The sequence below is a fragment of the Shewanella fodinae genome (assembly GCF_014651955.1).
GTDB classification, from domain to species: domain Bacteria; phylum Pseudomonadota; class Gammaproteobacteria; order Enterobacterales; family Shewanellaceae; genus Shewanella; species Shewanella fodinae.
This window is the reverse complement of the sequence record NZ_BMXW01000009.1, coordinates 1-23,985: the sequence shown is the minus strand read 5'-3', so window position 1 is coordinate 23,985 and position 23,985 is coordinate 1. Positions and strand designations below refer to the sequence as shown.

29 protein-coding genes are annotated in these 23,985 nt (G+C 47.3%); 24 read left to right on the top strand and 5 right to left on the bottom strand.

Features of this window, described 5'->3' with window-relative positions:
- The first annotated feature begins 2 nt into the window (after nt 1-2).
- The 11 genes from gspD to IE064_RS09805 are packed head-to-tail and all read left to right on the top strand — an operon-like array spanning nt 3 to nt 10,529.
- Nucleotides 3-2,144, top strand: a complete 2,142-nt coding sequence (gspD, locus tag IE064_RS09855) for a type II secretion system secretin GspD (RefSeq protein ID WP_189617667.1) — start codon at nt 3-5, stop codon at nt 2,142-2,144.
- Complete coding sequence (gene gspE, locus IE064_RS09850) at nt 2,137-3,702, top strand: type II secretion system ATPase GspE (protein ID WP_189617666.1); 1,566 nt, start codon at nt 2,137-2,139, stop codon at nt 3,700-3,702. The genes gspD and gspE overlap by 8 nt, the downstream gene beginning before the upstream one ends.
- Before the next feature lie 3 nt (nt 3,703-3,705).
- A complete protein-coding gene (gene gspF / locus IE064_RS09845) occupies nt 3,706-4,929 on the top strand; it encodes a type II secretion system inner membrane protein GspF (RefSeq protein ID WP_189617665.1) in 1,224 nt (407 codons plus the stop codon).
- 33 nt (nt 4,930-4,962) lie between these two features.
- Nucleotides 4,963-5,397, top strand: coding sequence for a type II secretion system major pseudopilin GspG (gene gspG / locus IE064_RS09840; protein WP_133040287.1), 435 nt, complete (start codon nt 4,963-4,965; stop codon nt 5,395-5,397).
- Nucleotide 5,398: 1 nt separating this feature from the next.
- Nucleotides 5,399-5,971: a type II secretion system minor pseudopilin GspH gene (gspH, locus tag IE064_RS09835; protein ID WP_189617664.1), complete on the top strand. Its 573-nt coding sequence runs from the start codon at nt 5,399-5,401 to the stop codon at nt 5,969-5,971.
- Nucleotides 5,958-6,326 carry a type II secretion system minor pseudopilin GspI gene (gene gspI / locus IE064_RS09830; protein WP_189617751.1) on the top strand — a complete coding sequence of 123 codons (369 nt, stop codon included), beginning with the start codon at nt 5,958-5,960 and terminating at the stop codon, nt 6,324-6,326. The genes gspH and gspI overlap by 14 nt, the downstream gene beginning before the upstream one ends.
- Nucleotides 6,307-7,062 carry a type II secretion system minor pseudopilin GspJ gene (gspJ, locus tag IE064_RS09825; RefSeq protein ID WP_189617663.1) on the top strand — a complete coding sequence of 252 codons (756 nt, stop codon included), beginning with the start codon at nt 6,307-6,309 and terminating at the stop codon, nt 7,060-7,062. The genes gspI and gspJ overlap by 20 nt, the downstream gene beginning before the upstream one ends.
- Before the next feature lie 2 nt (nt 7,063-7,064).
- Nucleotides 7,065-8,051: a type II secretion system minor pseudopilin GspK gene (gene gspK / locus IE064_RS09820; protein WP_189617662.1), complete on the top strand. Its 987-nt coding sequence runs from the start codon at nt 7,065-7,067 to the stop codon at nt 8,049-8,051.
- Between the two features lie 38 nt (nt 8,052-8,089).
- Nucleotides 8,090-9,277, top strand: a complete 1,188-nt coding sequence (gspL, locus tag IE064_RS09815) for a type II secretion system protein GspL (protein WP_189617661.1) — start codon at nt 8,090-8,092, stop codon at nt 9,275-9,277.
- A 1-nt stretch (nt 9,278) separates the two neighbouring features.
- Nucleotides 9,279-9,758, top strand: coding sequence for a type II secretion system protein M (locus IE064_RS09810; protein ID WP_189617660.1), 480 nt, complete (start codon nt 9,279-9,281; stop codon nt 9,756-9,758).
- Nucleotides 9,759-9,767: 9 nt separating this feature from the next.
- Nucleotides 9,768-10,529 (top strand): type II secretion system protein N, encoded by a 762-nt coding sequence (locus IE064_RS09805; protein ID WP_189617659.1) that lies wholly within the window; start codon nt 9,768-9,770, stop codon nt 10,527-10,529.
- Nucleotides 10,530-10,569: 40 nt separating this feature from the next.
- Here IE064_RS09805 and yrfG read toward each other — a convergent pair whose 3' ends face one another.
- Entirely contained in the window at nt 10,570-11,241 is a 672-nt protein-coding gene (gene yrfG / locus IE064_RS09800; protein ID WP_189617658.1) for a GMP/IMP nucleotidase, read from the bottom strand.
- Nucleotides 11,242-11,321: 80 nt separating this feature from the next.
- Here yrfG and nudE point away from each other — a divergent pair, with 80 nt between their 5' ends.
- Nucleotides 11,322-11,879 (top strand): ADP compounds hydrolase NudE, encoded by a 558-nt coding sequence (gene nudE / locus IE064_RS09795; RefSeq protein ID WP_189617657.1) that lies wholly within the window; start codon nt 11,322-11,324, stop codon nt 11,877-11,879.
- A gap of 79 nt (nt 11,880-11,958) precedes the next feature.
- Complete coding sequence (gene cysQ, locus IE064_RS09790; RefSeq protein WP_133040278.1) at nt 11,959-12,765, top strand: 3'(2'),5'-bisphosphate nucleotidase CysQ; 807 nt, start codon at nt 11,959-11,961, stop codon at nt 12,763-12,765.
- Here cysQ and mnmH read toward each other — a convergent pair.
- The 3 genes from mnmH to IE064_RS09775 form a co-directional block, all read right to left on the bottom strand.
- Nucleotides 12,762-13,868, bottom strand: coding sequence for a tRNA 2-selenouridine(34) synthase MnmH (mnmH, locus tag IE064_RS09785; protein WP_189617656.1), 1,107 nt, complete (start codon nt 13,866-13,868; stop codon nt 12,762-12,764). The genes cysQ and mnmH overlap by 4 nt on opposite strands.
- Nucleotides 13,868-14,911, bottom strand: a complete 1,044-nt coding sequence (gene selD, locus IE064_RS09780; protein WP_189617655.1) for a selenide, water dikinase SelD — start codon at nt 14,909-14,911, stop codon at nt 13,868-13,870. The genes mnmH and selD overlap by 1 nt, the downstream gene beginning before the upstream one ends.
- A gap of 95 nt (nt 14,912-15,006) precedes the next feature.
- Nucleotides 15,007-16,116, bottom strand: coding sequence for a fatty acid desaturase (locus IE064_RS09775; protein WP_189617654.1), 1,110 nt, complete (start codon nt 16,114-16,116; stop codon nt 15,007-15,009).
- 141 nt (nt 16,117-16,257) lie between these two features.
- Between IE064_RS09775 and fabR the strand changes: the two genes are divergently transcribed.
- Nucleotides 16,258-16,896, top strand: a complete 639-nt coding sequence (gene fabR / locus IE064_RS09770; protein ID WP_133040274.1) for an HTH-type transcriptional repressor FabR — start codon at nt 16,258-16,260, stop codon at nt 16,894-16,896.
- A 129-nt stretch (nt 16,897-17,025) separates the two neighbouring features.
- Here fabR and IE064_RS09765 read toward each other — a convergent pair.
- Nucleotides 17,026-18,182 (bottom strand): IS3 family transposase gene (locus IE064_RS09765; RefSeq protein ID WP_189617653.1). Its coding sequence is split into 2 segments (ribosomal slippage): nt 17,026-17,945 and nt 17,945-18,182, totalling 1,158 coding nucleotides; the frame shifts between segments, so codons are not numbered across the junction.
- 374 nt (nt 18,183-18,556) lie between these two features.
- Here IE064_RS09765 and IE064_RS09760 point away from each other — a divergent pair.
- The 10 genes from IE064_RS09760 (at nt 18,557) to IE064_RS09715 (ending at nt 23,696) form a co-directional block, all read left to right on the top strand.
- The gene (locus IE064_RS09760; protein WP_189617652.1) at nt 18,557-19,240 is read left to right on the top strand and encodes a hypothetical protein; all 684 of its coding nucleotides are present in this window, start codon (nt 18,557-18,559) and stop codon (nt 19,238-19,240) included.
- A gap of 335 nt (nt 19,241-19,575) precedes the next feature.
- Nucleotides 19,576-19,980: a hypothetical protein gene (locus tag IE064_RS09755; protein ID WP_189617651.1), complete on the top strand. Its 405-nt coding sequence runs from the start codon at nt 19,576-19,578 to the stop codon at nt 19,978-19,980.
- A gap of 364 nt (nt 19,981-20,344) precedes the next feature.
- On the top strand, nt 20,345-20,521 hold the full coding sequence (locus IE064_RS09750; RefSeq protein WP_189617650.1) for a hypothetical protein: 177 nt from the start codon (nt 20,345-20,347) through the stop codon (nt 20,519-20,521).
- A gap of 53 nt (nt 20,522-20,574) precedes the next feature.
- A complete protein-coding gene (locus IE064_RS09745; protein ID WP_189617649.1) occupies nt 20,575-20,934 on the top strand; it encodes a hypothetical protein in 360 nt (119 codons plus the stop codon).
- Nucleotides 20,935-21,424: 490 nt separating this feature from the next.
- The gene (locus tag IE064_RS09740) at nt 21,425-21,592 is read left to right on the top strand and encodes a hypothetical protein (RefSeq protein ID WP_189617648.1); all 168 of its coding nucleotides are present in this window, start codon (nt 21,425-21,427) and stop codon (nt 21,590-21,592) included.
- 3 nt (nt 21,593-21,595) lie between these two features.
- The gene (locus IE064_RS09735; RefSeq protein ID WP_189617750.1) at nt 21,596-21,952 is read left to right on the top strand and encodes an RHS repeat-associated core domain-containing protein; all 357 of its coding nucleotides are present in this window, start codon (nt 21,596-21,598) and stop codon (nt 21,950-21,952) included.
- Between the two features lie 217 nt (nt 21,953-22,169).
- On the top strand, nt 22,170-22,424 hold the full coding sequence (locus IE064_RS09730) for a hypothetical protein (RefSeq protein WP_189617647.1): 255 nt from the start codon (nt 22,170-22,172) through the stop codon (nt 22,422-22,424).
- A 12-nt stretch (nt 22,425-22,436) separates the two neighbouring features.
- Entirely contained in the window at nt 22,437-22,673 is a 237-nt protein-coding gene (locus tag IE064_RS09725; protein WP_189617646.1) for a hypothetical protein, read from the top strand.
- Between the two features lie 3 nt (nt 22,674-22,676).
- Nucleotides 22,677-23,339 (top strand): hypothetical protein, encoded by a 663-nt coding sequence (locus IE064_RS09720; RefSeq protein WP_133040270.1) that lies wholly within the window; start codon nt 22,677-22,679, stop codon nt 23,337-23,339.
- An 18-nt stretch (nt 23,340-23,357) separates the two neighbouring features.
- The gene (locus IE064_RS09715) at nt 23,358-23,696 is read left to right on the top strand and encodes a hypothetical protein (RefSeq protein WP_189617645.1); all 339 of its coding nucleotides are present in this window, start codon (nt 23,358-23,360) and stop codon (nt 23,694-23,696) included.
- Nucleotides 23,697-23,985 lie beyond the last annotated feature (289 nt).

The window sequence follows — 23,985 nt, the reverse complement described above, 5'->3', positions numbered from 1 at the left end:
TAATGAATAATAAGCGGATTCGAACCAAGCTGATTGCGGGGCTGGTGGCTTCAGTTGCTTTGTTTTCCCAATCGAATGCTTGGTCGGAACAATATGCGGCCAACTTTAAGGGCACGGATATTCAGGAATTTATCAATATTGTGGGTAAAAACCTGAATAAAACCATCATTGTTGATCCAACTGTGCGCGGTAAAATCAATGTGCGCAGCTACGATATGCTCAACGATCAGCAATACTACCAGTTCTTCCTCAACGTGCTGCAGGTTTATGGTTACGCCGTGGTGGAGATGGAAAACAATGTCATCAAGGTGGTCAAGGATAAAGATGCCAAAGTGTCATCTATTCGCCTAGCTGATGATAAAGCGCCGGGACTCGGTGACGAAATGGTCACCCGCATTGTTGCCTTGTATAACACCGAAGCCAAACAGTTGGCGCCTTTGCTGCGACAACTGAACGATAACGCTGGTGGCGGCAACGTGGTGAACTATGACCCATCAAACGTGCTGATGATCACTGGCCGGGCGGCGGTGGTGAACAAGCTGGTGGATATCGTCAAGCAAGTGGACAAACAGGGTGATGTTGATACCCAAGTGGTACAGCTGAAATTTGCCTCAGCGGGCGAAATTGTGCGGATTATTGATAATTTGTACCGTACCAGTGCTAACCAGGCGCAGATGCCTGGGCAGGCACCTAAAGTCGTCGCGGATGAACGCACCAATGCGGTGGTGGTCAGTGGCGATCAACGTAGCCGTGAACGGGCCGTTGAACTGATCTCCCGTCTAGATGCGGAACAGGCAACTACCGGTAACACCAAGGTGCGTTATCTGAAATATGCCAAAGCCAAAGACCTAGTGGAAGTGCTGAACGGCTTTGCTCAGAAAATGGAGAGTAAAGACGGCGCTAATGCCGCCACCGCTGCTGTGGCGGGGGGAACTGGCAAGCGCAATAACAATATCACCATCATGGCGCACGAAGAGACCAATTCTTTGGTGATCAGCGCCGAACCTGACCAGATGCGCACATTGGAAAATGTCATCAATCAATTGGATATCCGTCGCGCGCAGGTACTGGTGGAAGCCATCATCGTCGAAATTTCTGAAGGCGATAATATTGGGTTAGGTGTGCAGATGGGGTCGCTATCAGGTGGCATGACCCAGTTCAATAACCTTGGGCCGACGCTGGCAGAAGTAGGCGCTGGGGTGTGGAGTGCGCGTACTAAAGATGGCAATACTATCACAACCTACGATAGCAATAACCAGCCCATAGTGACCAAAAATCCAGATACAGACGGTGACGTAACCGCACTGGCTAGCGCGCTGAGTAAAGTGAACGGTGTGGCATGGGGAATTGTTTCCGGCGATTTTGGTGCCTTGATCCAAGCGGTGGCATCGGACACTAATTCAAACGTACTGGCAACGCCTTCTATTACCACCATGGATAATCAGGAAGCATCCTTTATTGTCGGCGACGAAGTCCCTGTCATTACCGGTTCACAGAGTTCGCAAAACGGTAACAGCAATCCTTTTACCACTGTGGAGCGTAAAGAGGTCGGCGTTAAGTTGAAAGTGGTGCCGCAGATCAACGAAGGTAACGCCGTTAAGTTGACGATTGAGCAGGAAGTGTCAGGTATCAATGGTAACACCAGTGTTGACGTTACTTTTGCGACTCGACGGTTAACCACCACGGTGATGGCGGATTCTGGGCAGATAGTGGTGCTCGGTGGGCTGATCAACGAAGAAACTCAGGAAAGTGTGCAGAAAGTACCATTGCTGGGTGATATTCCGTTCCTCGGGCAGTTGTTCCGTTCCAGCAGTAGCAAAAAGACCAAGCGCAACCTGATGGTCTTTATCAAACCCACCATCGTCCGTGACGGCGTGACCATGGAAGGCATTGCGGGGCGTAAATACAACTACTTCCGCGCGCTACAGCTAGAACAGCAACAGCGAGGCATTAACCTGATGCCAGATGCTAAAGTGCCGGTAATGGATGAGTTAAAAACCGGCGAGCAGTTACCACCAGAAGTCAATGATATTCTGGAGCGTTACAAAAACGGACAGGCGCTGGCGACACCTAAACGTGAATCTGAGCCAGCATTAAGAGCAATTAGCGGCGACAAAAAACAAGACGGCAGTGACCATGAGTGAGATTGAAACTCAGACAGAGGAGTTGACCCAAGTCTCCAGTGAATTGGGATTGGTGGCCGAGTCCGAGGGTGATGAGCTGTTTCATTCGGCAAGCAGTGAACGTCTGCCCTTTGCATTTGCCCATCGCCACGGCGTGGTGCTGAGTAAGGACGGCGAGCAGTTGGTATTGTTTTATACTGCCAGAGCCTCAATGTCCGCGTTGTTGGAAGCCCGACGTTATGCGGGCTGTGAGTTGCGCCTGCAAAAAGTGGACGAAACAACATTTGAATATCGGTTGACCCAGACCTATCAGAGTAACTCCTCTGAAGCGCAACAGTTGATGGAAGACATCGGCAACGAAATGGATCTGTTTACTCTGGCAGAAGAACTGCCACAGACAGAAGATCTGTTGGAAGGGGATGACGATGCGCCGATTATTCGCTTGATCAACGCATTATTGTCCGAGGCCATCAAAGAAGAAGCCTCAGATATCCACATCGAAACCTATGAAAAGCAGCTAGTGATCCGTTTTCGCATTGATGGCGTGCTGCGGGAAGTACTACGTCCCAATCGGAAGTTGTCATCGCTGCTGGTATCCCGTATCAAGGTAATGGCGCGGCTGGACATCGCGGAGAAACGAGTACCTCAAGATGGCCGTATCTCGTTGCGTATCGGCGGTCGTGCGGTGGATGTGCGTGTTTCTACCATGCCGTCCAGCCACGGTGAACGAGTGGTCTTGCGTTTGCTGGATAAAAATGCCGGTAACCTCGATTTAGTGCAGCTCGGGATGACGGAAGCCATCCGGGTACAGTTTGAAGAACTGCTGCGTAAACCCCATGGCATCATTTTGGTGACCGGGCCAACAGGTTCCGGTAAAAGTACTACGCTGTATGCGGGCTTAACTGACATTAACCATAAAGATATCAATATCCTGACAGTAGAAGACCCCATTGAATATGAAATTGAGGGCATAGGTCAGACACAGGTTAACACCAAGGTGGATATGACTTTTGCCCGTGGGCTGCGCGCCATTTTGCGTCAGGACCCAGATGTAGTCATGATTGGTGAAATTCGTGACCTAGAGACGGCTCAAATTGCGGTACAGGCCTCTTTGACAGGCCATCTAGTGTTATCAACTTTGCACACCAACACCGCCTCTGGCGCGATTACCCGTCTACAGGACATGGGGGTAGAGCCATTTCTGGTGTCGTCCAGTTTGCTAGGCGTACTGGCACAGCGTCTGGTGCGCACCCTCTGTGATGAATGTAAAGAGCCACATCTGCCAAGCAAACAGGAGCGGGAACTGCTGGGATTGTCTAAAAAGGATGAAACACCGATATACCGTGCTAAGGGCTGCAAAGCTTGTGGTTTTAACGGTTATAAAGGGCGTACCGGCATCCATGAACTGTTGTTGGTGGATGATAAAATCCGCGAATTGATCCACGGTGGCCGCGGCGAACTAGCGATAGAGAAATATATCCGTGAATTCGCCCCTAGCATCCGCCACGACGGTATGCAGAAAGTACTGGCAGGGATCACCACCCTGGAAGAAGTACTGCGCGTAACCCGCGAGGAGTAAACAATGGCGGCGTTTGACTATAAAGCCCTCAACAGTGCGGGCAAGCAAGTCAAGGGGGTGATTGAAGCGGATACCCCACGGCATGCGCGCAGTCAGTTAAGAGAGCAAAAGCTGATGCCGTTAGAGCTGACTCAGGTCACCGAAAAGGAGTCCAGGGTCGCGAAAGCGGGTTGGTTAAATCGTCGGCAACGGATCTCGGTAACAGAGCTGGCGTTGATTACCCGCCAGATGGCGACACTGATTGCAGCAGGATTGCCGATAGAAGAGGCCTTAAAAGCAGTCGCACAGCAGTGTGACAAAGATCGCTTGGCCTCTATGGTGATGGCGGTGCGTTCGCGGGTGGTTGAAGGTTATTCTCTGGCCGATTCCATGGCCGAATTTCCCCACGTTTTTGATGATCTTTATCGTGCTATGGTGGCCTCAGGCGAGCGTTCCGGTCATTTGGAAGTGGTGCTTAACCGCTTGGCCGATTACACCGAAAGACGTCAACAGCTGAAAAATAAACTCACCCAAGCCATGATCTATCCCACAATGCTAACGCTGGTGGCAATCGCGGTTATCTCTATTTTGCTCACCGCCGTGGTGCCCAAAGTGGTGGAGCAGTTCCAGCATATGGGACAAGAGTTACCGGCAACCACCCGCGCCTTGATAGCCTCTTCTGATTTCCTCAAGGATTATGGCTTGATTGTGCTGGGGGTGATAATCCTGGCGCTCGTGTTGTTTAAACGCATGTTGCTCAAAGCGGATTTCCGGCTGAAGTACGATGGGTTTCTGCTACGCATGCCAGTAGTGGGAAAAGTGAGCAAGGGGCTCAACACCGCACGTTTTGCCCGTACACTGAGTATTCTCAGCGCTAGCTCTGTGCCGTTACTGGAGGGAATGCGCATCGCCAGTGACGTCATGCAGAATATGCGGGTCCGCGATGCCGTTACTGAGGCGACCGCCCGGGTGCGAGAAGGCACCAGTCTTGGGGCAGCACTGACCAATACCAAGCTGTTCCCACCCATGATGCTGTATATGATTGCCTCGGGAGAAAAAAGTGGCGAGCTGGAGCAGATGCTAGAGCGCGCCGCCGATAACCAGGATCGTGAATTTGAATCGAACGTCAACATCGCGCTGGGGATTTTTGAGCCAGCGTTGGTGGTCAGTATGGCGGTAATTGTGCTGTTCATTGTGATGGCTATTCTGCAACCCATTCTGGCACTCAACAACATGGTCAGTGGCTAAGGCAACTGACCGTTTTTAGGAGGAAGTAACGCAATGCAACGCAAAGACAGACAACGCGGTTTTACTCTGTTGGAAATGATGGTGGTCATTGTGATCCTGGGGATCCTTGCCTCCATGGTGGTGCCCAACATTATGGGCAACAAAGAGAAGGCGGATCGGCAGAAAGCCGTGTCCGATGTTGTGGCGCTGGAGAACCAGCTGGACATGTATAAGCTGGATAACAGCGTATATCCCACTACTGAACAGGGTTTGGAGGCACTGGTACAGAAGCCGACTATTTCTCCAGAGCCCCGCAACTACCGTGAAGATGGCTATGTGAAACGTCTACCACAGGATCCTTGGGGCAACCCTTACATGCTGTTGAGCCCTGGTGAACACGGCAAAATTGATGTTTTCAGTGCCGGTCCAGATGGGCAGAGCGGTACAGAAGACGATATCGGTAACTGGAATCTACAGAAATATCAATAATATGCAGCGCTTGCGAGTGCAGGGTTTTACCCTGCTAGAAGTGATGTTGGTGGTGCTGCTGATGGGACTGATGGCGGCAGCCGTGACACTGTCTATTGGTGGCGGTAACCAGCAACAGCAACTGGCTCGTGAGGCGCAGCGTTTTATAACGGTAACTGAGGCGGTGACAAATGAAGCCGTGCTCAGCGGCCAGTTTGTCGGCATAGTGGTTGATAAAGATGCATACCACTACGTGGTCTACGTGGATGATAAATGGCAGCCGTTACAACGTGATAACCTGTTGGCCGAACATAAACTACCGCAGGGTATCACTACCGATTTGCAAGTAGAGGGGCTGCCGCTCGATCAGGAAGAGCAAAAAGATTCGTTATTTGACGATGACAAGCCTTTCAACGATGACAAGAAAGATGACAAAAATCCCGAACCACAGATCATGCTGCTACCTAGCGGCGAGATGACCGGCTTTGAGCTGACCTTTATCGCTAATGGCGGCGAGCAGCAATATGAGCAACTGGTGAGCGGTGATAACCTCGGCCGTCTGGTGATGGGGAGGTTTGATGATGCAACGCAGTAAAGGCATGACCCTACTGGAGGTCATGGTGGCGCTGGCGGTATTTGCGGTTGCGGCAGTTGCCATCACTAAAAGCATTGGTGACCAAGTCACTAATCTGCCGATATTGGAAGAAAAGACACTGGCGCAGTGGGTGGCGGATAACCAGATGGTTGATGCTAGATTGCAGGAAAGTTTTCCGTCACTCGGTACCAAAGAAGGCCACGTGGAAATGGCGGGAAAAACCTGGTACTGGCGCCAGGAAGTCGTAAAAACCACCGACGATAAATTTCGCATGATCCGCATCAGCATCAGTGATAGCGATAAATATAAGCGGATTATTACTAAGGTAAGCAGCTATGTATTCAACCAAGAATAGCGGCTTTACCCTGTTGGAAATGCTAGTCGCCATTGGCATTTTTGCCATGTTGGGACTGGCGGCAAACGCGGTGCTGCAAACCGTTATTAAAGACGATGAAGTGACCCGCGACTTCTCCACCCGGCTGCGTTATCTGCAACAAGGTTTTGGCAGTATTGAGCGGGATATGGGACAGATGGTGGCGCGCACGTTTCGCACGGCGGCTGGTAGCCGCACTGAGATGGTGATGCAGGTGGGCAATAACCTGCTGGACTCAGAGTCACAGGCGCTGGTGTTTTATCGTATCGGTTGGCTCAACCCTGGAGGACTGCTCCCCAGAGGCAACATTCAATCACTGGCTTATGTGGTGCAAGAAGGCAAATTGCAACGCTGGTATTACCCTTATCCAGAACCGGAGATCGGCAGTGAACCGATTAAAACGGTGCTGATGGATAAAGTCTTATCAGTGAAGTATGCCTTTTTTGTTGACGGAAAATGGCAGCAAGCCGATCAACAGAGTTTTAATCGATTGCCGGTTGCCATTGCCATAGAAGTAGAACTTGAAGATCGTGGCACCATCATACGTAAGTTTTTGTTACCGGCAGGCGCTGCCACGCAGGGTGGGCAGAATGATGACCTCCCGCCAGATGGCAAAGACGACAAACAGCCGGGGACTGGTGGTGACGCCAATGGTGAGGAACAAGGTAACGGCGATGCCGATGCTAAAACCGGTGGTAGCCGGGAAGCCGAGGACTAATTATGCAGCGTAAACAGCGAGGAGTTGCCTTAATCGTTGTGCTGCTGGTTGTCGCCATCATCGCCGTGCTTGCTGTTAGCATCAGCGGTCGTAATCAGGTCTCGGTGCGGCGCACAATCAATCTGGCGGAATATGATCAAGCATACTGGTATGCCATCTCCGCCGAAGAGTTGGCGCGTAAGGTGCTCAAGCAGGATCTGGATGATTCGGAAGGCCGAGTACATCTGCAGCAATATTGGGCCTTGGCGAATGTGGTGTTCCCAGCAGAAGCGGGGCAAATAGGCGGCACTATTACTGATTTACGTAGTTGTTTTAATTTGAATGCGTTAAGCCAAGCAACAACAGCCAAACCCGGGCAAACCGAAACCCTGCCATTAGCTGCACGGCAGTACACGGCGTTGTTGGTTGCTTTGGGCGTTGATGAATTTAATGCTGAACGCCTGACATACACCCTTAAGGATTACCTGGATGCCGATACCGATGTTAGTGCTTACGGTGCTGAAGATGCGGAATATGAATCGCGCAAAGTACCATATCGGGCAGCTAACACCTTAATGAGTGATCGGAGTGAACTGCGGGCGGTGTTGGGGTATAGCCAAGAGATTTACCGTAAACTGTTACCTTATGTCTGTGTGATCCCTGGCAATAATACTCAGATACTGAACGTCAACACCGTGAAGGTAGAGCAGGCGCCTTTGTTAGCGGCAATGCTGGAAAATAAGATTTCAGTGGGTGAGGCAGAAAGCATTATTAATCAACGAGCCGCCAATGGCTTTGATAAAATTGATGACTTCTGGCAACAAGGTTCATTGACCACGATTGCTAGCCAGGACGATAAACTCAAATCCAGTTTCACCGTCTCCAGTAAGTTTTTCCTATTGGATGGCCGAGCGAAAGTGGACGATGCGGTATTTCATATGCAGAGTGTATTGCACGTGATTGGTGGCAATAAACTGGAAGTGCTGACCCGTCAGTACGGAGCCCAATAGTAACGGCCTTTGCCCTTAGGGAATGGTGGAGAATAACAGTGAGTGAACGCTTATTTATCCGTTTAGGCAGTAACATCAATGAGCCTTGTGCCTGGTTGGTGTGGTCTGAACAGGAACAGGAGATCATTGCCTCCGGTGAGCTGGCGGACGCCCGTGCGCTCTCGACACTGAGTGAACGAGCAGGTAATCGGGCCGTAGATGTACTAGTGGCTGGGGATGCGGTCAGCCTGACGACTGTGACTTTGCCGGAAAAAGGCCAGCGCCAAGCGCTGAAAGCGTTGCCCTTCATGCTGGAAGAGTCACTGGCGCAAAGTGTTGATGAGTTGCACTTTGTACCGGGGCCTCGTGATGGTGATACTTTGCACGTTGCCGTAGTGGCCCATAGTCTCGTGCAGGAATGGCTGTCTTGGTTGCAAGATGCGGGTCTGAAACCACGCAAGCTGGTGCCAGACTGTCTGGCACTGCCGCTGCAGGGAATGGATTGGGCGTTGATGGAATTTCATGGACAAATGCTGCTACGCCGGGGCATTGCCGATGGTATCAGCGTTAGCCGCGATTGGTTTGATGTATTGTTTCCTACATTGCTCGAACAGCGTGACACTCCTCCTGCCATCGCTTGCTACAGCCAGTTTGCTGCGGAAGGTGCCGATTGCCAGCCGCAGCCGTTGGAATTGCCATTATTAATCATGGCTCAAGGCTATCTGGACGCGCCTTTTAATCTGTTATGTGGTCGTTACACCCCTAAACGTGAGTACAGCAAGCAGTTACTGCCCTGGAAAAAGGTCGCGGTTGTTGCGGCAATCGCCTTAGTTCTGGGAGTGGCCAACAAAGGGCTCAATATTTATCAGTTACATAGTCAGACCGCCGCATTGCAGGCACAGACCGAAACCCTCTATCGCCAGGTAGCGGGCAACAGTCGCATCGTCAATGTGCGGTCGCAGATGGAGTCGTTACTGCGATCCTTGCAGGGCCAAGGTGCTGGCGGCGAGCTGTTTGAAATGCTGGGCAATTTGCAGCAGGCCTTCAAACAAGTCCCCGAGCTTAAACCCAACAATTTGCGATTCGACGGTAGCCGCAGTGAAATCAGGATGCAGGTAACAGCCAAAGATTATGCCCAAATTGAGAAATTCAAAGCGCTGGCTGGCGACCATTTTCAATTGGACGCCGGTGCCATGAACAGCGTTGAAGGTGCCGTCACCAGTACTCTGACCCTGAGGAGCAAATAACATGGAAAATTTGCAAAAATGGTGGGCCTCGCTGGCGCAGCGCGAACAACGGCTGGTGACCATCATGGCGGGCATCGTACTGATCGCCATTTTTTATTGGGGACTTTGGACACCACTGAGCAATGCCGAAACGCAGGCTCAAGTGCAACTCAACGCCCAGCAGCAGACGCTATTGTTTGTCAAACAAAGTGCAGCGAAAATCGCCGCGCTAAAAAAAGCCGGAAGTCGTCCAGCGCAAACCAGCAGTTTAAGCACATTGGTGACACAAAGTGCCAGTGCCTATGGTCTAGCCATCACCCGCATGCAACCTCAGGGCAAACAGATCCAACTGTGGATGGATGATGTGCCGTTTGATGCCCTGTTATCCTATCTGGGAGAATTGGTGCAAAAACAGGGGTTGTCGCTGGACAGCCTAGACGTGGCCGAAGGTGAAAAACCGGGTATGGTAAAAGTCAGACGTATTCAGCTATCTCAGTCATAAGGTATTGTTTTGAAACTGTTCAGTAAAATTGCAATCGGGATTCTGATTTATCTGCTGTTTATGGTTGTGCTGTTCCCGGCACGAATTGCGGTAGCCTTGGCGCCTTTGCCTGCTGGGGTTCAGCTCAGTGGTGTCAGTGGCAGTTTGTGGCATGGTCAGGCGGGAGTCGCCAAGTTTGGGCAACGGCAACTGGAGCAACTGAGCTGGCAACTCAGTCCTTGGGCATTGTTGACGGGGTCTATAAAGGCTCAGCTACAGTTAGGTAATCGCAGCAGTGCCGTCAACGGTAGTGGTTTAGTGAGTTGGTCGGCCTCTGGTGTCCGAGCCAAGGCGTTGCGCTTGCATGCCCCTGTGAGTTTTCTCGTGGGCAATAGCCATCTCCCGTTTAAAACTGTGCTCAGTGGTGACGTGTCACTGATACTGGATAATGCGGTACAGGGGCAACCTTGGTGTGCCGCACTTAACGGTAAATTACTTTTGAATCAAATTGGCTTGAATAACCAGTTTGGTACTTATCCATTGGGCAATATTGAATTCACACTGCAATGTGTTCAAGGACAGTTGCAGTTGGCCACTGACGATCAAAAAAATGCCATTGGCGTCGCGGGGACGATTTTGCTAAAAGATAAGCTGCAGATGGAAGTTAACGGCCGCATGCGCCGTACGGACGCTCAGTCAAAGGACTTGCAGGATTCGCTAATATTACTGGGCAAACCGGATGCGAGTGGCAACTATCCATTGAAATATAATGGTCGCATTCCTGGTCTGTAATGGCCCCACAACATAATAAGCCGGCAATGTCCGGCTTTTTTTATGGGGTGCTAACAGCCAACCCCTGAGTCAGCAATTGATAATCACTGATCGAAGGGAAATGCGTAAAACGGGTGTTTGGACGTTTGCTGTCGGGATTATTGATCCCCAACAGATGCTGGATGCCCGCCTCCCTGGCGGCGAGTAAGATGTTTTCGTTGTCATCCACAAACAGGCAACGCGCTGGTTGTAGTTGAAAACGTGCAAATACTTGTTGCCAGAACAGTGGGGATTCTTTGGGAACACCCAGTTGATGACTTGATAGTACGACGTCCAGATACTGGTCTAGATGCGTATGTTGCAGTTTCAGTTGCAGACTATGTGGATGGGCATTGGTCAGTAATATCCGTCTTTTCCCCGCTTGTTGTAATGCCAGCAGAAACGGCACGGTATCCTGACGCAGGCGGATTTTATCCGTAATGCTGAGGTGCAATGCCAGAATATCCAGCCGCAACTCCTGCGCCCAGTAATCCAGACAATACCATTGCAGTGTTCCCTCTACCCGTAGATAAGCGCGCTGTACCAGCTGTTGGGCCTCTGAGCGACTGATATTTCTTTGCACGCTAATGGTGTCAGGCACCAGCGATAGCCAGAAATAGTTGTCAAAATGCAGGTCCAGCAGAGTGCCATCCATATCCAGTAATACAGTGTCAATTTGCGCCCAGGGGAACATGCCAGCCTCTGTTAATTCCTGCTAATTGGTATAACATTGCAACCTATATCACATTTTTTCAGTTGGCAAGCGAGGCCTGAATGAGCAAACGGCAGCAAAAGCCGGAAATTCTTGCTACAGAAACTGTCGCTCAGAGTCGCCTATTCCATATAGAACAGGTGCACTTACGTTTTTCCAATCAGCAGGAACGTTATTACGAAAGAATGAAAGGCGGCTCTCGTGGTGCCGTGATGATAGTGCCAGTGCTGCAGCAACAGTGGCTGTTGCTGGGGCGCGAATACGCCGCTGGCACCGATAGCTATGAACTGGGATTCCCTAAAGGTCTGATTGACCCTGGCGAGACTCCGGAGCAGGCTGCCAACCGAGAACTACAGGAAGAGATTGGCTACGGTAGCCGTCACCTAGTGCATTTAAAAGAATTGAGCCTGGCTCCAGGCTATTTTGCCAGCAAGATGCAGATATTTCTGGCAGAAGATCTGTACGAGAGCCGTTTAGAAGGCGATGAGCCGGAGCCGATTGAAATGGTCCGTTGGGCGTTACCGGAATGGCGTGGCTTGCTGGAATTGAGCGATTTTTCTGAGTCTCGTAGTGTCAGTGCCTTGTTTTTGGCACTAGAGCGACTGAAACTTAAAGGATAATGGGTTGAACCCGCAAAGAGATGGTGCCGAGAAACCGGCCGCTGACTTTAATTTCCTCTGCAATGAGGTTGGAGTGGTTATGAAGCCAGAAGAGTTGCTGGAACAGGTCATAGCAATAGCTAGCGACGCGGGCAAGATGATCCGCGGTATCTATCAACAGGGCAGTTTTCAGCAGAACATAAAAGACGACCTGACCCCAGTCACCTCGGCAGATATTGCAGCGCACGAACTGATCACTCAACGTCTCAGTCAATTAACACCTGACATTCCGGTACTGTCCGAAGAAGCATCCGATATCCCGTTGGCCGAGCGTGGACACTGGTCCAGCTACTGGCTGGTGGATCCGCTGGATGGAACCGGGGAGTTTATTGCAGGCAGTGGTGACTTTTCGGTGATTATTGCGTTGGTGCAGCAGCATCGGCCCGTGTTGGGTGTGGTGTATGTGCCAATGTCGGAAAAATGTTATTACGCGGTTGTGGGCCACGGCGCTTTTATTCGCCACCACGGCGTTGCGCAACGTATTCACAGCCGACAACCCGCGCCAGCACAACACTTACGGCTTGCAATTAGTCGGCGTCAGGATCCGGCAAAAGTTCTGCGGTTATTCAGAGAGCCTGAGCATTGTGAACTACTGCCTTTAGGGGGCGCGGCACTGAAGAGTTGCATGGTGGCCGAAGGGCGTGCCGATTGTTATGTGCGTGTCGGTCCTACCGGAGAATGGGACACTGGCGCTGCGCAGATTATTATCGAGGAAGCCGGTGGTCGTCTGCTGGATACTTCATTGCAGCCACTGACCTATAACGAGCGCGACACACTGGAAAATCCCAATTTTATAGTGATGGGCGCACCAGAATTGGCTTGGGAACATATCCTCAAAGCCGTTTAGATTTGACGTTCATCCAACCATTGGTTGATTGCCGCCTGATCGCCCCGAAATAAAATCCGCTCAGCCTTTTGCTGTAACTGGTATTCATACATAGGATCGTAATAACGCGTCAGCAGTAGGGCGATCCATTCCAGATGTAATGCAGTATTGTTACGTTGTTGCTGTTCTTGCAGTGCCTGCGTCATCAATGCTTGTAACTCGCTCGCCTGCTGTAATCCCAAGCGTTTACGGATACCGTTGATGCTTTGATATAGATATTGCGTAAAGGCGGTAAAACCAGCTTCATCGCCATCACGTTGACAGAACTGACGGCACATTTTGTGGACATATTGCTCCAGCAATCGCTGTAATCTTTGCTGCCAGGGCGCTTCCAGCACCACCATATTGGCCGCCTGCATGTTGTTAAAAAAAGGTGTTGGAATAAAACAGTGACCAATCAGATGACTTTCATCTTCCAGTAGCAGGCAACTGGGCTGACGTTGCTGATGTTTGAGGATGGCGATCGCCAATTGATTTTCAAAATTGATCTGGGTCGGCTGCGGTGTTAATTCTTTACCGAAGCTGGAACCACGATGATTTGCGGTTTCCTCCAGATCGACAGCTTCTTGAGGTCGTTGTTGGATTACATCGGTTTTCCCCGAACCAGTAGTGCCACTGAGTATCAGCATCTGGGGGGCTAACTGCGGCGCTTCTAACGTTTGTAACAAAAACTGCCGCATCCCTTTATAACCGCCTGCAACATAAGGTATGTCTACGCCGGCTTCACGCAGCCAGCCCTGTGAAATCTGCGAGCGCATACCACCGCGGAAACAATAAAGATACAGGTCGGGATGTTGCTGATAAAACTGTAGCCACGCCTCTACGCGCGCGGCTTTGGTTGCCCCATTAACCAACTGATGCCCTAAGGCAAGTGCTGCACTTGGCCCATGATGTTGGTAACAGGTACCCACCTGCTGTCGCTCGTCATCGGTCATCAACGGCAGATTGTTACTGCTTGGAAAGGCCCCCTTCGCAAATTCTACGGGGGCCCGTAAATCGATAAGCGGCCTATCATTAAGAAAAATTTCACGATAGACCGCAGCGGCAACCACAGATTGACTCATTATTGCAGTTGGATCCATTCGGCATGTGGCTGGCGTTCTGACAGCGTACCAATTTTATAACCAGTGACACCGTGGGTGGCCAATACATCCAGCAGTGCCGCTTCCTGTGCAGGCGCTACGGTGATTAGCAAGCCGCCGCTGGTTTGTGGATCGCACAGTAAGGCTTTCTGCCGCTCGTCTAGCTCAGGCAGATGTTCACCGTAACTGTCAAAGTTGCGGTGGGTTCCTCCGGGGATGCAGCCCTTAGCCAAATATTCTTCCGCTTTGGGTAACAACGGTAACTTGGCAATATTGAGCGTAGCAGTCAGTTTTGCGCCCTGACACACTTCCAGTAAATGCCCAGCCAGCCCAAACCCGGTGACGTCCGTCATCGCATTTACGCCTGCTAAGCGTGCGACTTCGGCACCGATTTTGTTCAGTTGGCACATAGCGTCTGGGGCGATGTGACTATCTGCTTCTGCCAGTTTCTTTTGCTTCTGGGCCGTGGTTAGGATGCCAATCCCCAGTGGTTTAGTCAGATACAGTAGGTCGCCTGCCTTAGCGGTGTCATTCTGCTTCAGATGCGCCAAATCAACTTTACCGGTAACGGCCAAACCGAAAATGGGTTCCGGTGCATCAATGCTATGACCTCCCGCCAGCATGATCCCGGCATCTGCACAGGCTTGGCGGCCACCGTCCACCACTTGCTGGGCCACTTCCGGTGCCAGTTTGCTGACCGGCCAGCCCAGAATGGCAATGGCCATCAATGGTGTGCCGCCCATGGCATAAACATCACTGATGGCGTTAGTGGCCGCTATTCTGCCAAAGGTAAATGGATCGTCCACAATGGGCATGAAGAAATCGGTGGTACTGATAATGCCAGTGTGCTCATCCAGTTTGTATACCGCAGCGTCATCTCGGGTCTGGTTCCCTACCAATAAATTGGGATCGGTAAAGCCCGGCAGTTGTGAAGCGAGAATTGTCGTGAGCACTTTGGGAGAAATTTTACAGCCACAGCCAGCGCCGTGGCTGTACTCGGTAAGTTTAATCTGAGCTTCGGACATCTGAGACTCCATATCGTTGGATGCGAAGCTCCGATCTTAACCCTAAACGGCTGCGTTACAAGCTGACTATGTCGCGATTATCAATAAATTGCGGATTAGCCACCAAGACTCGCCGTCAGCTGTTGCCAGTGACGCTGTTGCTGGCGAAAGCTACGTTTTAGTTCGGCCACTTGAGGTAAAAGCTGCTCGTGCGCTAGTTGATGGCGTTTGGCCTCCAACAGTTGTTTTTTGGCTTCATAGTAGGCCAGCAGGTGCTGCTTCAATTCTTCATATTCTCGCTGCACTCGTTCTAGCAACTCATCGGCATTCGTCAGGTGTGTTAAACGTTTCTGGGCCCGCTTTAATTGCATCTGAAACTTGGCAGCGGCAATTTTCTCTTGTGGTACCTGCCGTAGCTCACTTGCTAAACCACACCAAGCTAAGGTCCGGATCAACCATTTGGTGGGATCGTAGTGCCACCAACGAATACCATTACGGTAGTCATGTTCAAATATATGGTGAAAGTTGTGATAGCCTTCGCCGTAGGTCAGTAGCGCTAAAATACCGTTATCTCTCGCCGTGTTGCGGTCGGTATAAGGCTGACGTCCCCACACATGGGCCAGCGAATTAATAAAGAAAGTACAGTGATGTACCACCACCAACCGCAATAATCCAGCCAGCAGTAGCATTGACAGCACATCGCCATGCAACCAACCCAGCAGTAGAGGTAAGCCAATATTCATCAGCGCCGCCAGCCACAGGTAATATTTATGCTGCCACATCACCACTGCGTCCTGTTGTAGATCGCGAGCATTACTGTAATCGGCATAACGCTCCGGCTGATACTCTCGTAACATCCAACCAATATGGCTAAACCAGAAACCTCTGTTAGCTGAATAAGGGTCTTTGTCGTTGTTGTCTACATGCTTGTGGTGCACCCGGTGATCCGAGGCCCAGTGCAACGCACTGTTCTGAAATGCTAGGGCCCCGCCAAGAGCATATAACACTCGCACCAGCGGATGTGCCTTGTAGGCTTTATGGGACCATAAGCGGTGATATCCCGCGGTGATGGAGAGGCCAGCCGCAAAAGCCAGTATCACAAACCAGCTCCACTCTACAGCATCAAAACCATGGCTGAATCCGCGCCAGGGCACGAGTATACAGGCTCCGGCAAAGGTACTGATAAAGAAAAGGACGTTAATCCAGATAAGGGGTGGCTGCTTCATATATGTCATCCCGAAGATATTGGGCTTACAAGTGTAAGCCAAAATGCAAGGCTTAGCCAATCACACCTTTGGTCTAAGGGTCTTTGTTTATCTGTCAAAGCAGGTATTATCTGCCTAACAGCTTAAGAGTAGGGCAAAAATATGGGTGTAAGAGCGCAACAGAAAGAGAAAACCCGCAGAGCATTGGTTGATGCTGCATTTAACCAACTAAGTGCAGAACGCAGTTTTTCCAGCCTGAGTCTGCGTGAAGTGGCTCGCGAGGCCAATATTGCACCTACCTCATTTTATCGCCATTTCAAGGACATGAATGAACTGGGTCTGACCATGGTCGATGAAGGCGGGCTAGCTTTGCGGCAGATGATGCGCAAAGGTCGCCAGCGAGCCGAAGCTGGTGGCAGCGTGATCCGTATTTCTGTCGAAACCTTTATGGAAGTGTTGGAATCCAACCCCAACGTGTTCCGTATTTTGCTACACGAACGTTCTGGCACATCAGCCGCCTTCCGCGCCGCCGTTGAGCGTGAAATCGAGCACTTCATTTCTGAATTGTCACATTATGTTGAAGATTCTGCCGGCCGCAGCCCCGATCTTGCCCGAGAACAAGCTGAAGCGCTGGTGATCTTGGTGTTTAATGCCGGTGCAGCAGCGTTGGATATGAAGCGGTCAGATCGAAAGCTGTTAGCTGACCGACTCGTGACGCAATTGCGGATGGTAGTGAAAGGTGCTGAAGCGTTACAACAAAAGCGAGACAACCCAGAACTGCGTGCCCGCCTATCCCGCTAGTTTTGACTTAGTCAGTAATTTTGCTGGGGTATAACGTTAGCGTCAGTATGAGCGTGGTATAAAACTGACAATCCTACAACGGTTTATGTAAACACTAATAAAATTGAAAATTATCAACCTGAATCGCCACTACTTCACTAGACGACTTTTAGCCTCATTAAAATACTGACGTTCATACTCTAACGGTGATAGTCCATCATTGGAACTATGCTGTCGTTTCGGGTTGTAAAACATCTCAATATAATTAAACACATCCATCTTTGCGTCGTCCCTTGTTGCATAGATTTTTCGCTTGATCCGTTCACGTTTCAGCAGTTGAAAGAAACTCTCGGCTACTGCGTTATCGTGGCAATTGCCTCGACGACTCATGCTACCTTCCAAACCATGGGCACTTAAAAATTCACTCCAATCATGGCTGGTGTATTGGCTTCCCTGATCTGAGTGTACCAGCACTTTGCCATCAAGTTTACGACGCCACACAGCCATCAATAAGGCATCTAACGCAAGTTCTTTGGTGATCCTGTTGCCCATTGACCAACCAATAATGCGACGTGAGAACAAGTCCATTACAGCGCCAAGATAGAGCCAACCTTCATGCGTTTTGATGTACGTAATATCCGTTACCCATGCCTTGTTGGGCGCTAATGGATCGAATTGCCGTTCTAAACGATTTGGCGTAACAACGTGTTGCTCACCACTAGGTGCTCTCGGTTTGTGATAGCCAACTTGCGCTCGCAAGCCTGCTCGTTGCATCAGGCGATGTACACGATTAATACCGCATCGTTCACCAAGGTCACGCAGATCTCGATGGAGTTTACGGTATCCATATACACCACCAGACTCGAGCCAACACTGTTTTAGTTGACCTGTCAGTCGTTCATTATCGTGTTGCCGCTTTGACTTAGCGCAGCTTCTCCACGCGTAATACCCGCTCGGATGAACATCAAACAGCCGACACAGTTGTCGCACAGAGTGACTGTGATGATGCTCTTGGATAAAGGCGTATCTTACTCGGGGTGGCTTGCGAAGTACGCCGCGGCTTTTTTTAACAGGTCACGTTCTTCCGTAACGCGCTTGAGCTCTTTTTGTAGTCGTCGAATTTCGGCGGACTCAGCAGACTGCTGAAGGTGTTCCTCAGAGTCAGGACCATAGCGCTTAATCCAAGCATAAAGACTATGGGTGGTAGTACCTAAACGCTGAGCAACGTCAGCAACAGAATGACCGGCAACAGTGACTTGTTTTACTGCTTCGATTTTGAATTGTTCGGGGTAACGTTTATGGCTCATGGACACCTCTTTTTTTAGCTAGTTTATCTAACTAAAAGGTGTCTAGGAAATCAGTGGCGATTCAAAGCCCAGTTTGGAGCGACTTAAAAAACTAATCTATATGACTAAACCTGTTCCGGAAGCGTGTATTAAAAAAATGGAGATTATTGATGAGTCAAGAAATTTATATGAAGGTGGAGGAGAAACTATTTTGGTGAGGTGTGCAGGCAGGTAGAGCTGATACAGTATGTGCACAATTTGGCAAATAAAAATAGTTTTGTATTGGCCGGGACCATTGCACCAGCAATGGTTGGACAATATTACGCATTGGGTGTGGACAGTTACAACTATTACCTTACCAATTTAGAGAGGGAACGTTAATGCGGCAGGTGTACATGGGGTTATCTATTTTTTTGTTGGCAGGTCTATTGCCGGGATGTGCTTATTATGTTTATGGCACCCACTCTGCGTATGGTTTTCAAAAAGTCGATACAGAAGAATATCTTGGACCGATTGATACGGGTTATGACTCCAAAATCACCAGCCCAGTGCTTACTTTTGCTAATGGCGTACAAGTCAAATTTAGTATTTCAGGAATGTATAATTATCCTCCAAAACCAAAGGATTTAGGCATGTTTAATAATGCCAGAATTGAAATGTTTATCACCTCGTTAATGCCGGGAATAAAGCTAGATACAACGGGTATTATTTTAGACCAATATCGTGTTGGTAAAAAAACACTTGTTAAGTTTTTAGAGCTTAAACGTTATCCCAGTTTGGCAAGAGGCCAGAATGGGTTATTGGTATGTCGTTACTCGGAACTGTCAGAAAAAGCTTTCTATGATTTTTACCAGGGAGACAGCATTAATATTCCTCATAGGACAACGGATTTCAGTTTGGTAACTTCAGAGTTACGCTCTGACCCCACCATTCTCTGTGGTGAATTGGTTGCGATAAATACTAACTTTGCCGGAGAACAAGGGTATTTTACCATTACGTTACCTTTGATTGAGGATGGAATGACTCACGAATATAAAGTGTATTTTTATCCAGTAGGCTATCGTTTCACCATGAAGTAACTTGGTTGTGCATGGTTGATAAAACTGTCAAGGCGCCGTCATCCAAGATAGTGCAGATTTTCTAATGGTTTGGTTGAGTATATTATTGGCACTATTTCAGCGTTAGCCATGCTCCTGCTGTGTTTCCTAAAAGAATAAACAGCTATACAGCGCTTATCACGACAGGAGAAACGAGCCTGTATCCCTTGTTCCGTTGTTGATTATTTTCACGAGGCAGAATATTATCCTGATTTAGAGCTCATAATGTTGTTTTTTCGCTATTAGGAAACAAAGCCACTATATGGGAAAGTGAGATTTCCGGGGACGAGTTGGTGGAATAATGGGAGACCATGGAGATGGCATTAACGGAAACAAATGATTCATTAATAGTAGCATATGATGATTTAAGTAGTTTGTCTGAAGATAAACATAAAATGGCTTTTATAAATGCTTTTCAAGAAACATTTGATTTTGCTAAGTCAAAGTTTGGGTTAGATAAATTTAATGAGGTAATGCTTTTTAGTGATGCGGAAATAGAATTTAATATAAGTGGTGTAATAGAAAAGTATGATAATTTTTTTATCTATGAATTTGATGCGGTGTGCTTTTTCAAAAATCTTGAAACGGTTTCGTTAGCCATATATAATTCTGAAAATTTTGAAGTTAGGTTAAAAATTTTCAATATAAATCAAAAGATTGATGCTTTGATTTGTGCAGATCCTGTTTATTTCAGGTTTATAAAGAAAAATCATAGAAAGTAATTATTTTATTAATTTTTGTGGGGGAAATAGAAAATCTCGTGCTCTGCGGGTTATTTCTATTGTAATAAGAAAATAAATGACGTTTTCCTCCGATTCTGCTGATAAAGAACCTGACTCTTGGACTATAACAATTAATGCTGTTACCAATAATAGTTTAGGTCTATTTTTTTTCTGATGATGGCACAATCTTAGAAGGTACTATTAGAATATATTGTTATTCTGTAACTTCGGCTACTTACAGTGCAGTAGCAAAATCAATGGTACAAATTAATCAAACACAAAATGGATTAATAATAAATTTGGGATTGCACCTACAAATTGGTGCATCGTTGCCGATATCTCTATTTCATGGACTTCATGGTTGATGTCTAATTCAAATAAATTTGGAGAGGCTGGTTATAATAGTATTACATTAAAATATGGTATAGGATATGGAAGTAATATAAATTTTTTAACTCAAAATTATGAATTATGGCATATTGCTGGATTGTATTTTCAGCTAAATAATACACAAACATTAAAGAGTTATTCTTCAAAATGAAGTAATTTAATAATTTTTTAGTAGATGATAAATCTATTAAGGGTTTATGAAAAGTGAAAAAATTAGTAATGATTGCATTTATTTTATACTTTATATCTTTATTTTTTATTAAGATTGATAATGGTCAAAAATATAATGGAGCTGATTTAATGTCACAACTTGGAGGCCCTGATAAAGTAATATTAAAGGTAAGGTTACTAGATTGTAAGAGTTATGGATGTGAAAGATTAGTAGATACTTTGAGTAGAGTTAGTGATATATCTGGGTTAAGAATAGATACTATCGAGAATGAGACATCCGTAATCGAACATGTTTTAGGAATAACTAATCTAAAATTATATTTGAGTTTAGATGGTTCTTCATTAATGAGAATGGATGTAACTATAAAAAATGATGAAAAAATATTATATTGATGATGCAGTATTTGTTTTTGAATAAATTAGGTAAATGATATCAATCAAAATTAAGTCATTGTTGATATAAGGCTGATAATAACTTTTGGTTTAAACAATCAGCGACTTTGTTTCCTAAAAATGCGGTGCTTATCGCAGCACAAAAAACAGGCTCATAGCTCTTGATCCGTAGTTGATTATTTTCCATTAAGGCAGGATATTATCCTGATTTACTGGAAATAACTTTGTGCTTTCGCTATTTGAAAAAAAGCCACAATCAGCAGTCGTGTTTGAAAAATTACCCAGGGCTGATTAATTTGTTGAGTGTTGTACTTCGGCGTTGAATTCGCGATTTCTAATGTACATGACTTTTGGAATTCTGATATGTGGTGGATATAGGACAGCCACCAATTTCGCGGTGGGGGCAAAACAGCCTTAATTGAGCAAAAGCTGTATATTGGCAATGTGGTCATCACCAAACGCAGTAAATAGTACCTCTGATGAATTATACTTGCATAAGGATTATCAAGGCTCCACTACCACGGTGACCAATAGTGCTGGCGCAGTGGTACAGCAATTTATTAGCGACCCTTGGGGCAAGCAAACGGCCACATTCACCAGCAGACTGTTAGCCAACTATATTGCGCCAGCTGCCACTAAAGGCTATACCGGGCACTAAGGAATCGAACACTTAGACCTTATTCACATAAACGGTCGGATCTACGATGCCACCATCGGGCGCTTCATGCAGGCTGATCCCAATATTCAGGAACCAACCAATAGCCAGAGCTACAACAGATATAGCTATGTGCTGAATAACCTGATGAGCTATACCGATCCAAGTGAATACTTTTTTAGTGGTTTGAAAAAGTTTGTGAAGAAGTATTGGAAGGTCGTTGTAGCTGCTGTTGCAACTTATTATACGTTTGGTGCAGTATCTGGATTAGTTCAGGGGATGATGGAAACTGCGTCGGCGTGTGCTTCACTTCGATGCCTATTGCTGCTGGAATTGCGGGAGGCGCAGCGGCAGGTGGGATAATGACCGGCAGTCTAAGTGGTGCAAGTAAGGGGTATTAACTGGTGCAATTACGGGCGGAGTAGCCGGAGCGTTAAGTGGTATGGGAACTGGGCTATGAGATTCCGTATCTCGTTTATCTATTTCTGCTATAGGTGGATGCTCGGCTGGGGCCGCTTCAGGAGGGTCTTGTAATCGAGGCGCTAAGTTAGCAGTCCTTGCGCAAGGATTGGAAATTGGTATGGATTACATTGCGAGAACGAATACTTCACTTGTGACATCTCAAGGTGAGGCAGTGGTAAAACCTAGCGGTATTTTGAAAAAAGAATGGATAGATAACTACAAAAATGTTGATTGGTTGGATGAGTGGAGTGATAACACAGGAATGGGGGGGACTATGAGTAAGCGAGAGTTCGAGAACTTAATAGGAGTCCCAGTTTCAGAGGCAAAAGCTATATTAATAGCTCAAGGAATTGAGCCTAATAGTGTTTTATAAAACCTTGGATTTATGGGTGAGTCCAGTTCACTCATGAGCTTTTTGTCACAGAACATTCCCGGTGTAAGGGGAGCATCAATTACCCATGATAGTTTTTTTGGTATGACAGAGCATGCTTTCGGTATGGAAAACACTTGGTATGGAACAGCATTTACTATTGGGTCAATACCTCCTGTTTTTGCTGTTCAGTACGGTGCATACGGTATCTATAGTTATGACTATTTTTATAAAAATATGGTGAAGGAATAACTTATGAAACTATTATGGTTAACACTTATTCTAGTGACTAGTGGTTGCACTACCACCATACTGGAGGTGGCAAGTGTTCCTTCAACCAATCCATGGGGTTCTGTTCCAGACACAAAGGTGTATAAGTATAATAAAGGCCTGGATAATATTATTGAATTTTCTGATCTTAATCTGTCGTTATCACTGACTAATTACGAAACTAAGTACCGAGGCTTTGCCATACTGGGCATTGAGATGGAACGTTGGCCCGATGATCAATTTTTTGACGATAAAATTATACTCGCATTGGGTGTAAAACCCTTGAAGATGGATGTCGAGTTAATAGCAAATAATATCGGGCTGATCATGAAGGTTGATGGTTTTGAACAGTATTTCATCAAGCCTTATAAGGTTATGAAATTTGATAATCATCATACTAAATTTTGTGGTTTCGATAACTCCTTTGATGGTTGGGGAACTCATAGCGTAGAGCTTGGTGATAAAACAGAGAATTTGTATACTGGCAGTAAATTTGTAGATAACTGTTACAACGTATACTTTAAGTTGCCTAAAAAGGTCAAAGATGTGAATTTTGCTCTCGACTTTACCAATTCCCTTCTACCGATGGATAATCATAAAGTCATCTATTTTCATAAAAAGTTGATTAAATGGATGTCATCAAATTAAAATATTCTTTGGATTACTATGAATAAATTATTAGTAGTTATCTTATTTTCAATCATATTCTATGGTTGCATAACTATTGATAATCGATTTTTCGATTTGAATAGTAATACAGACTATCGAAATTGGATAATTTCTCTTAAATCAAAATATGGAGGTGGTGACTATTACGAATTTCAAGCGGTTGATTTTTCTCCGACAGGGGATAAAAAGCCCAGTTTGGAGCGACTTAAAAAACTAATCTATATGACTAAACCTGTTCCGGAAGCGTGTATTAAAAAAATGGAGATTATTGATGAGTCAAGAAATTTATATGAAGGTGGAGGAGAAACTATTTTGGTGAGGTGTGCAGGCAGGTAGAGCTGATACAGTATGTGCACAATTTGGCAAATAAAAATAGTTTTGTATTGGCCGGGACCATTGCACCAGCAATGGTTGGACAATATTACGCATTGAGTGTGGACAGTTACAACTATTACCTTACCAATTTAGAGAGGGAACGTTAATGCGGCAGGTGTACATCAGGGCGGGATCGTACTTTTTAGCCCGTGTTGAGTTGTAGCTCTATGCTGTGATCTAATGGCTGCCCATTTCGCAATTAGCAGCCCTGATGGACTTACTCGAACACTTGACGGTTGTTGAAGAAACC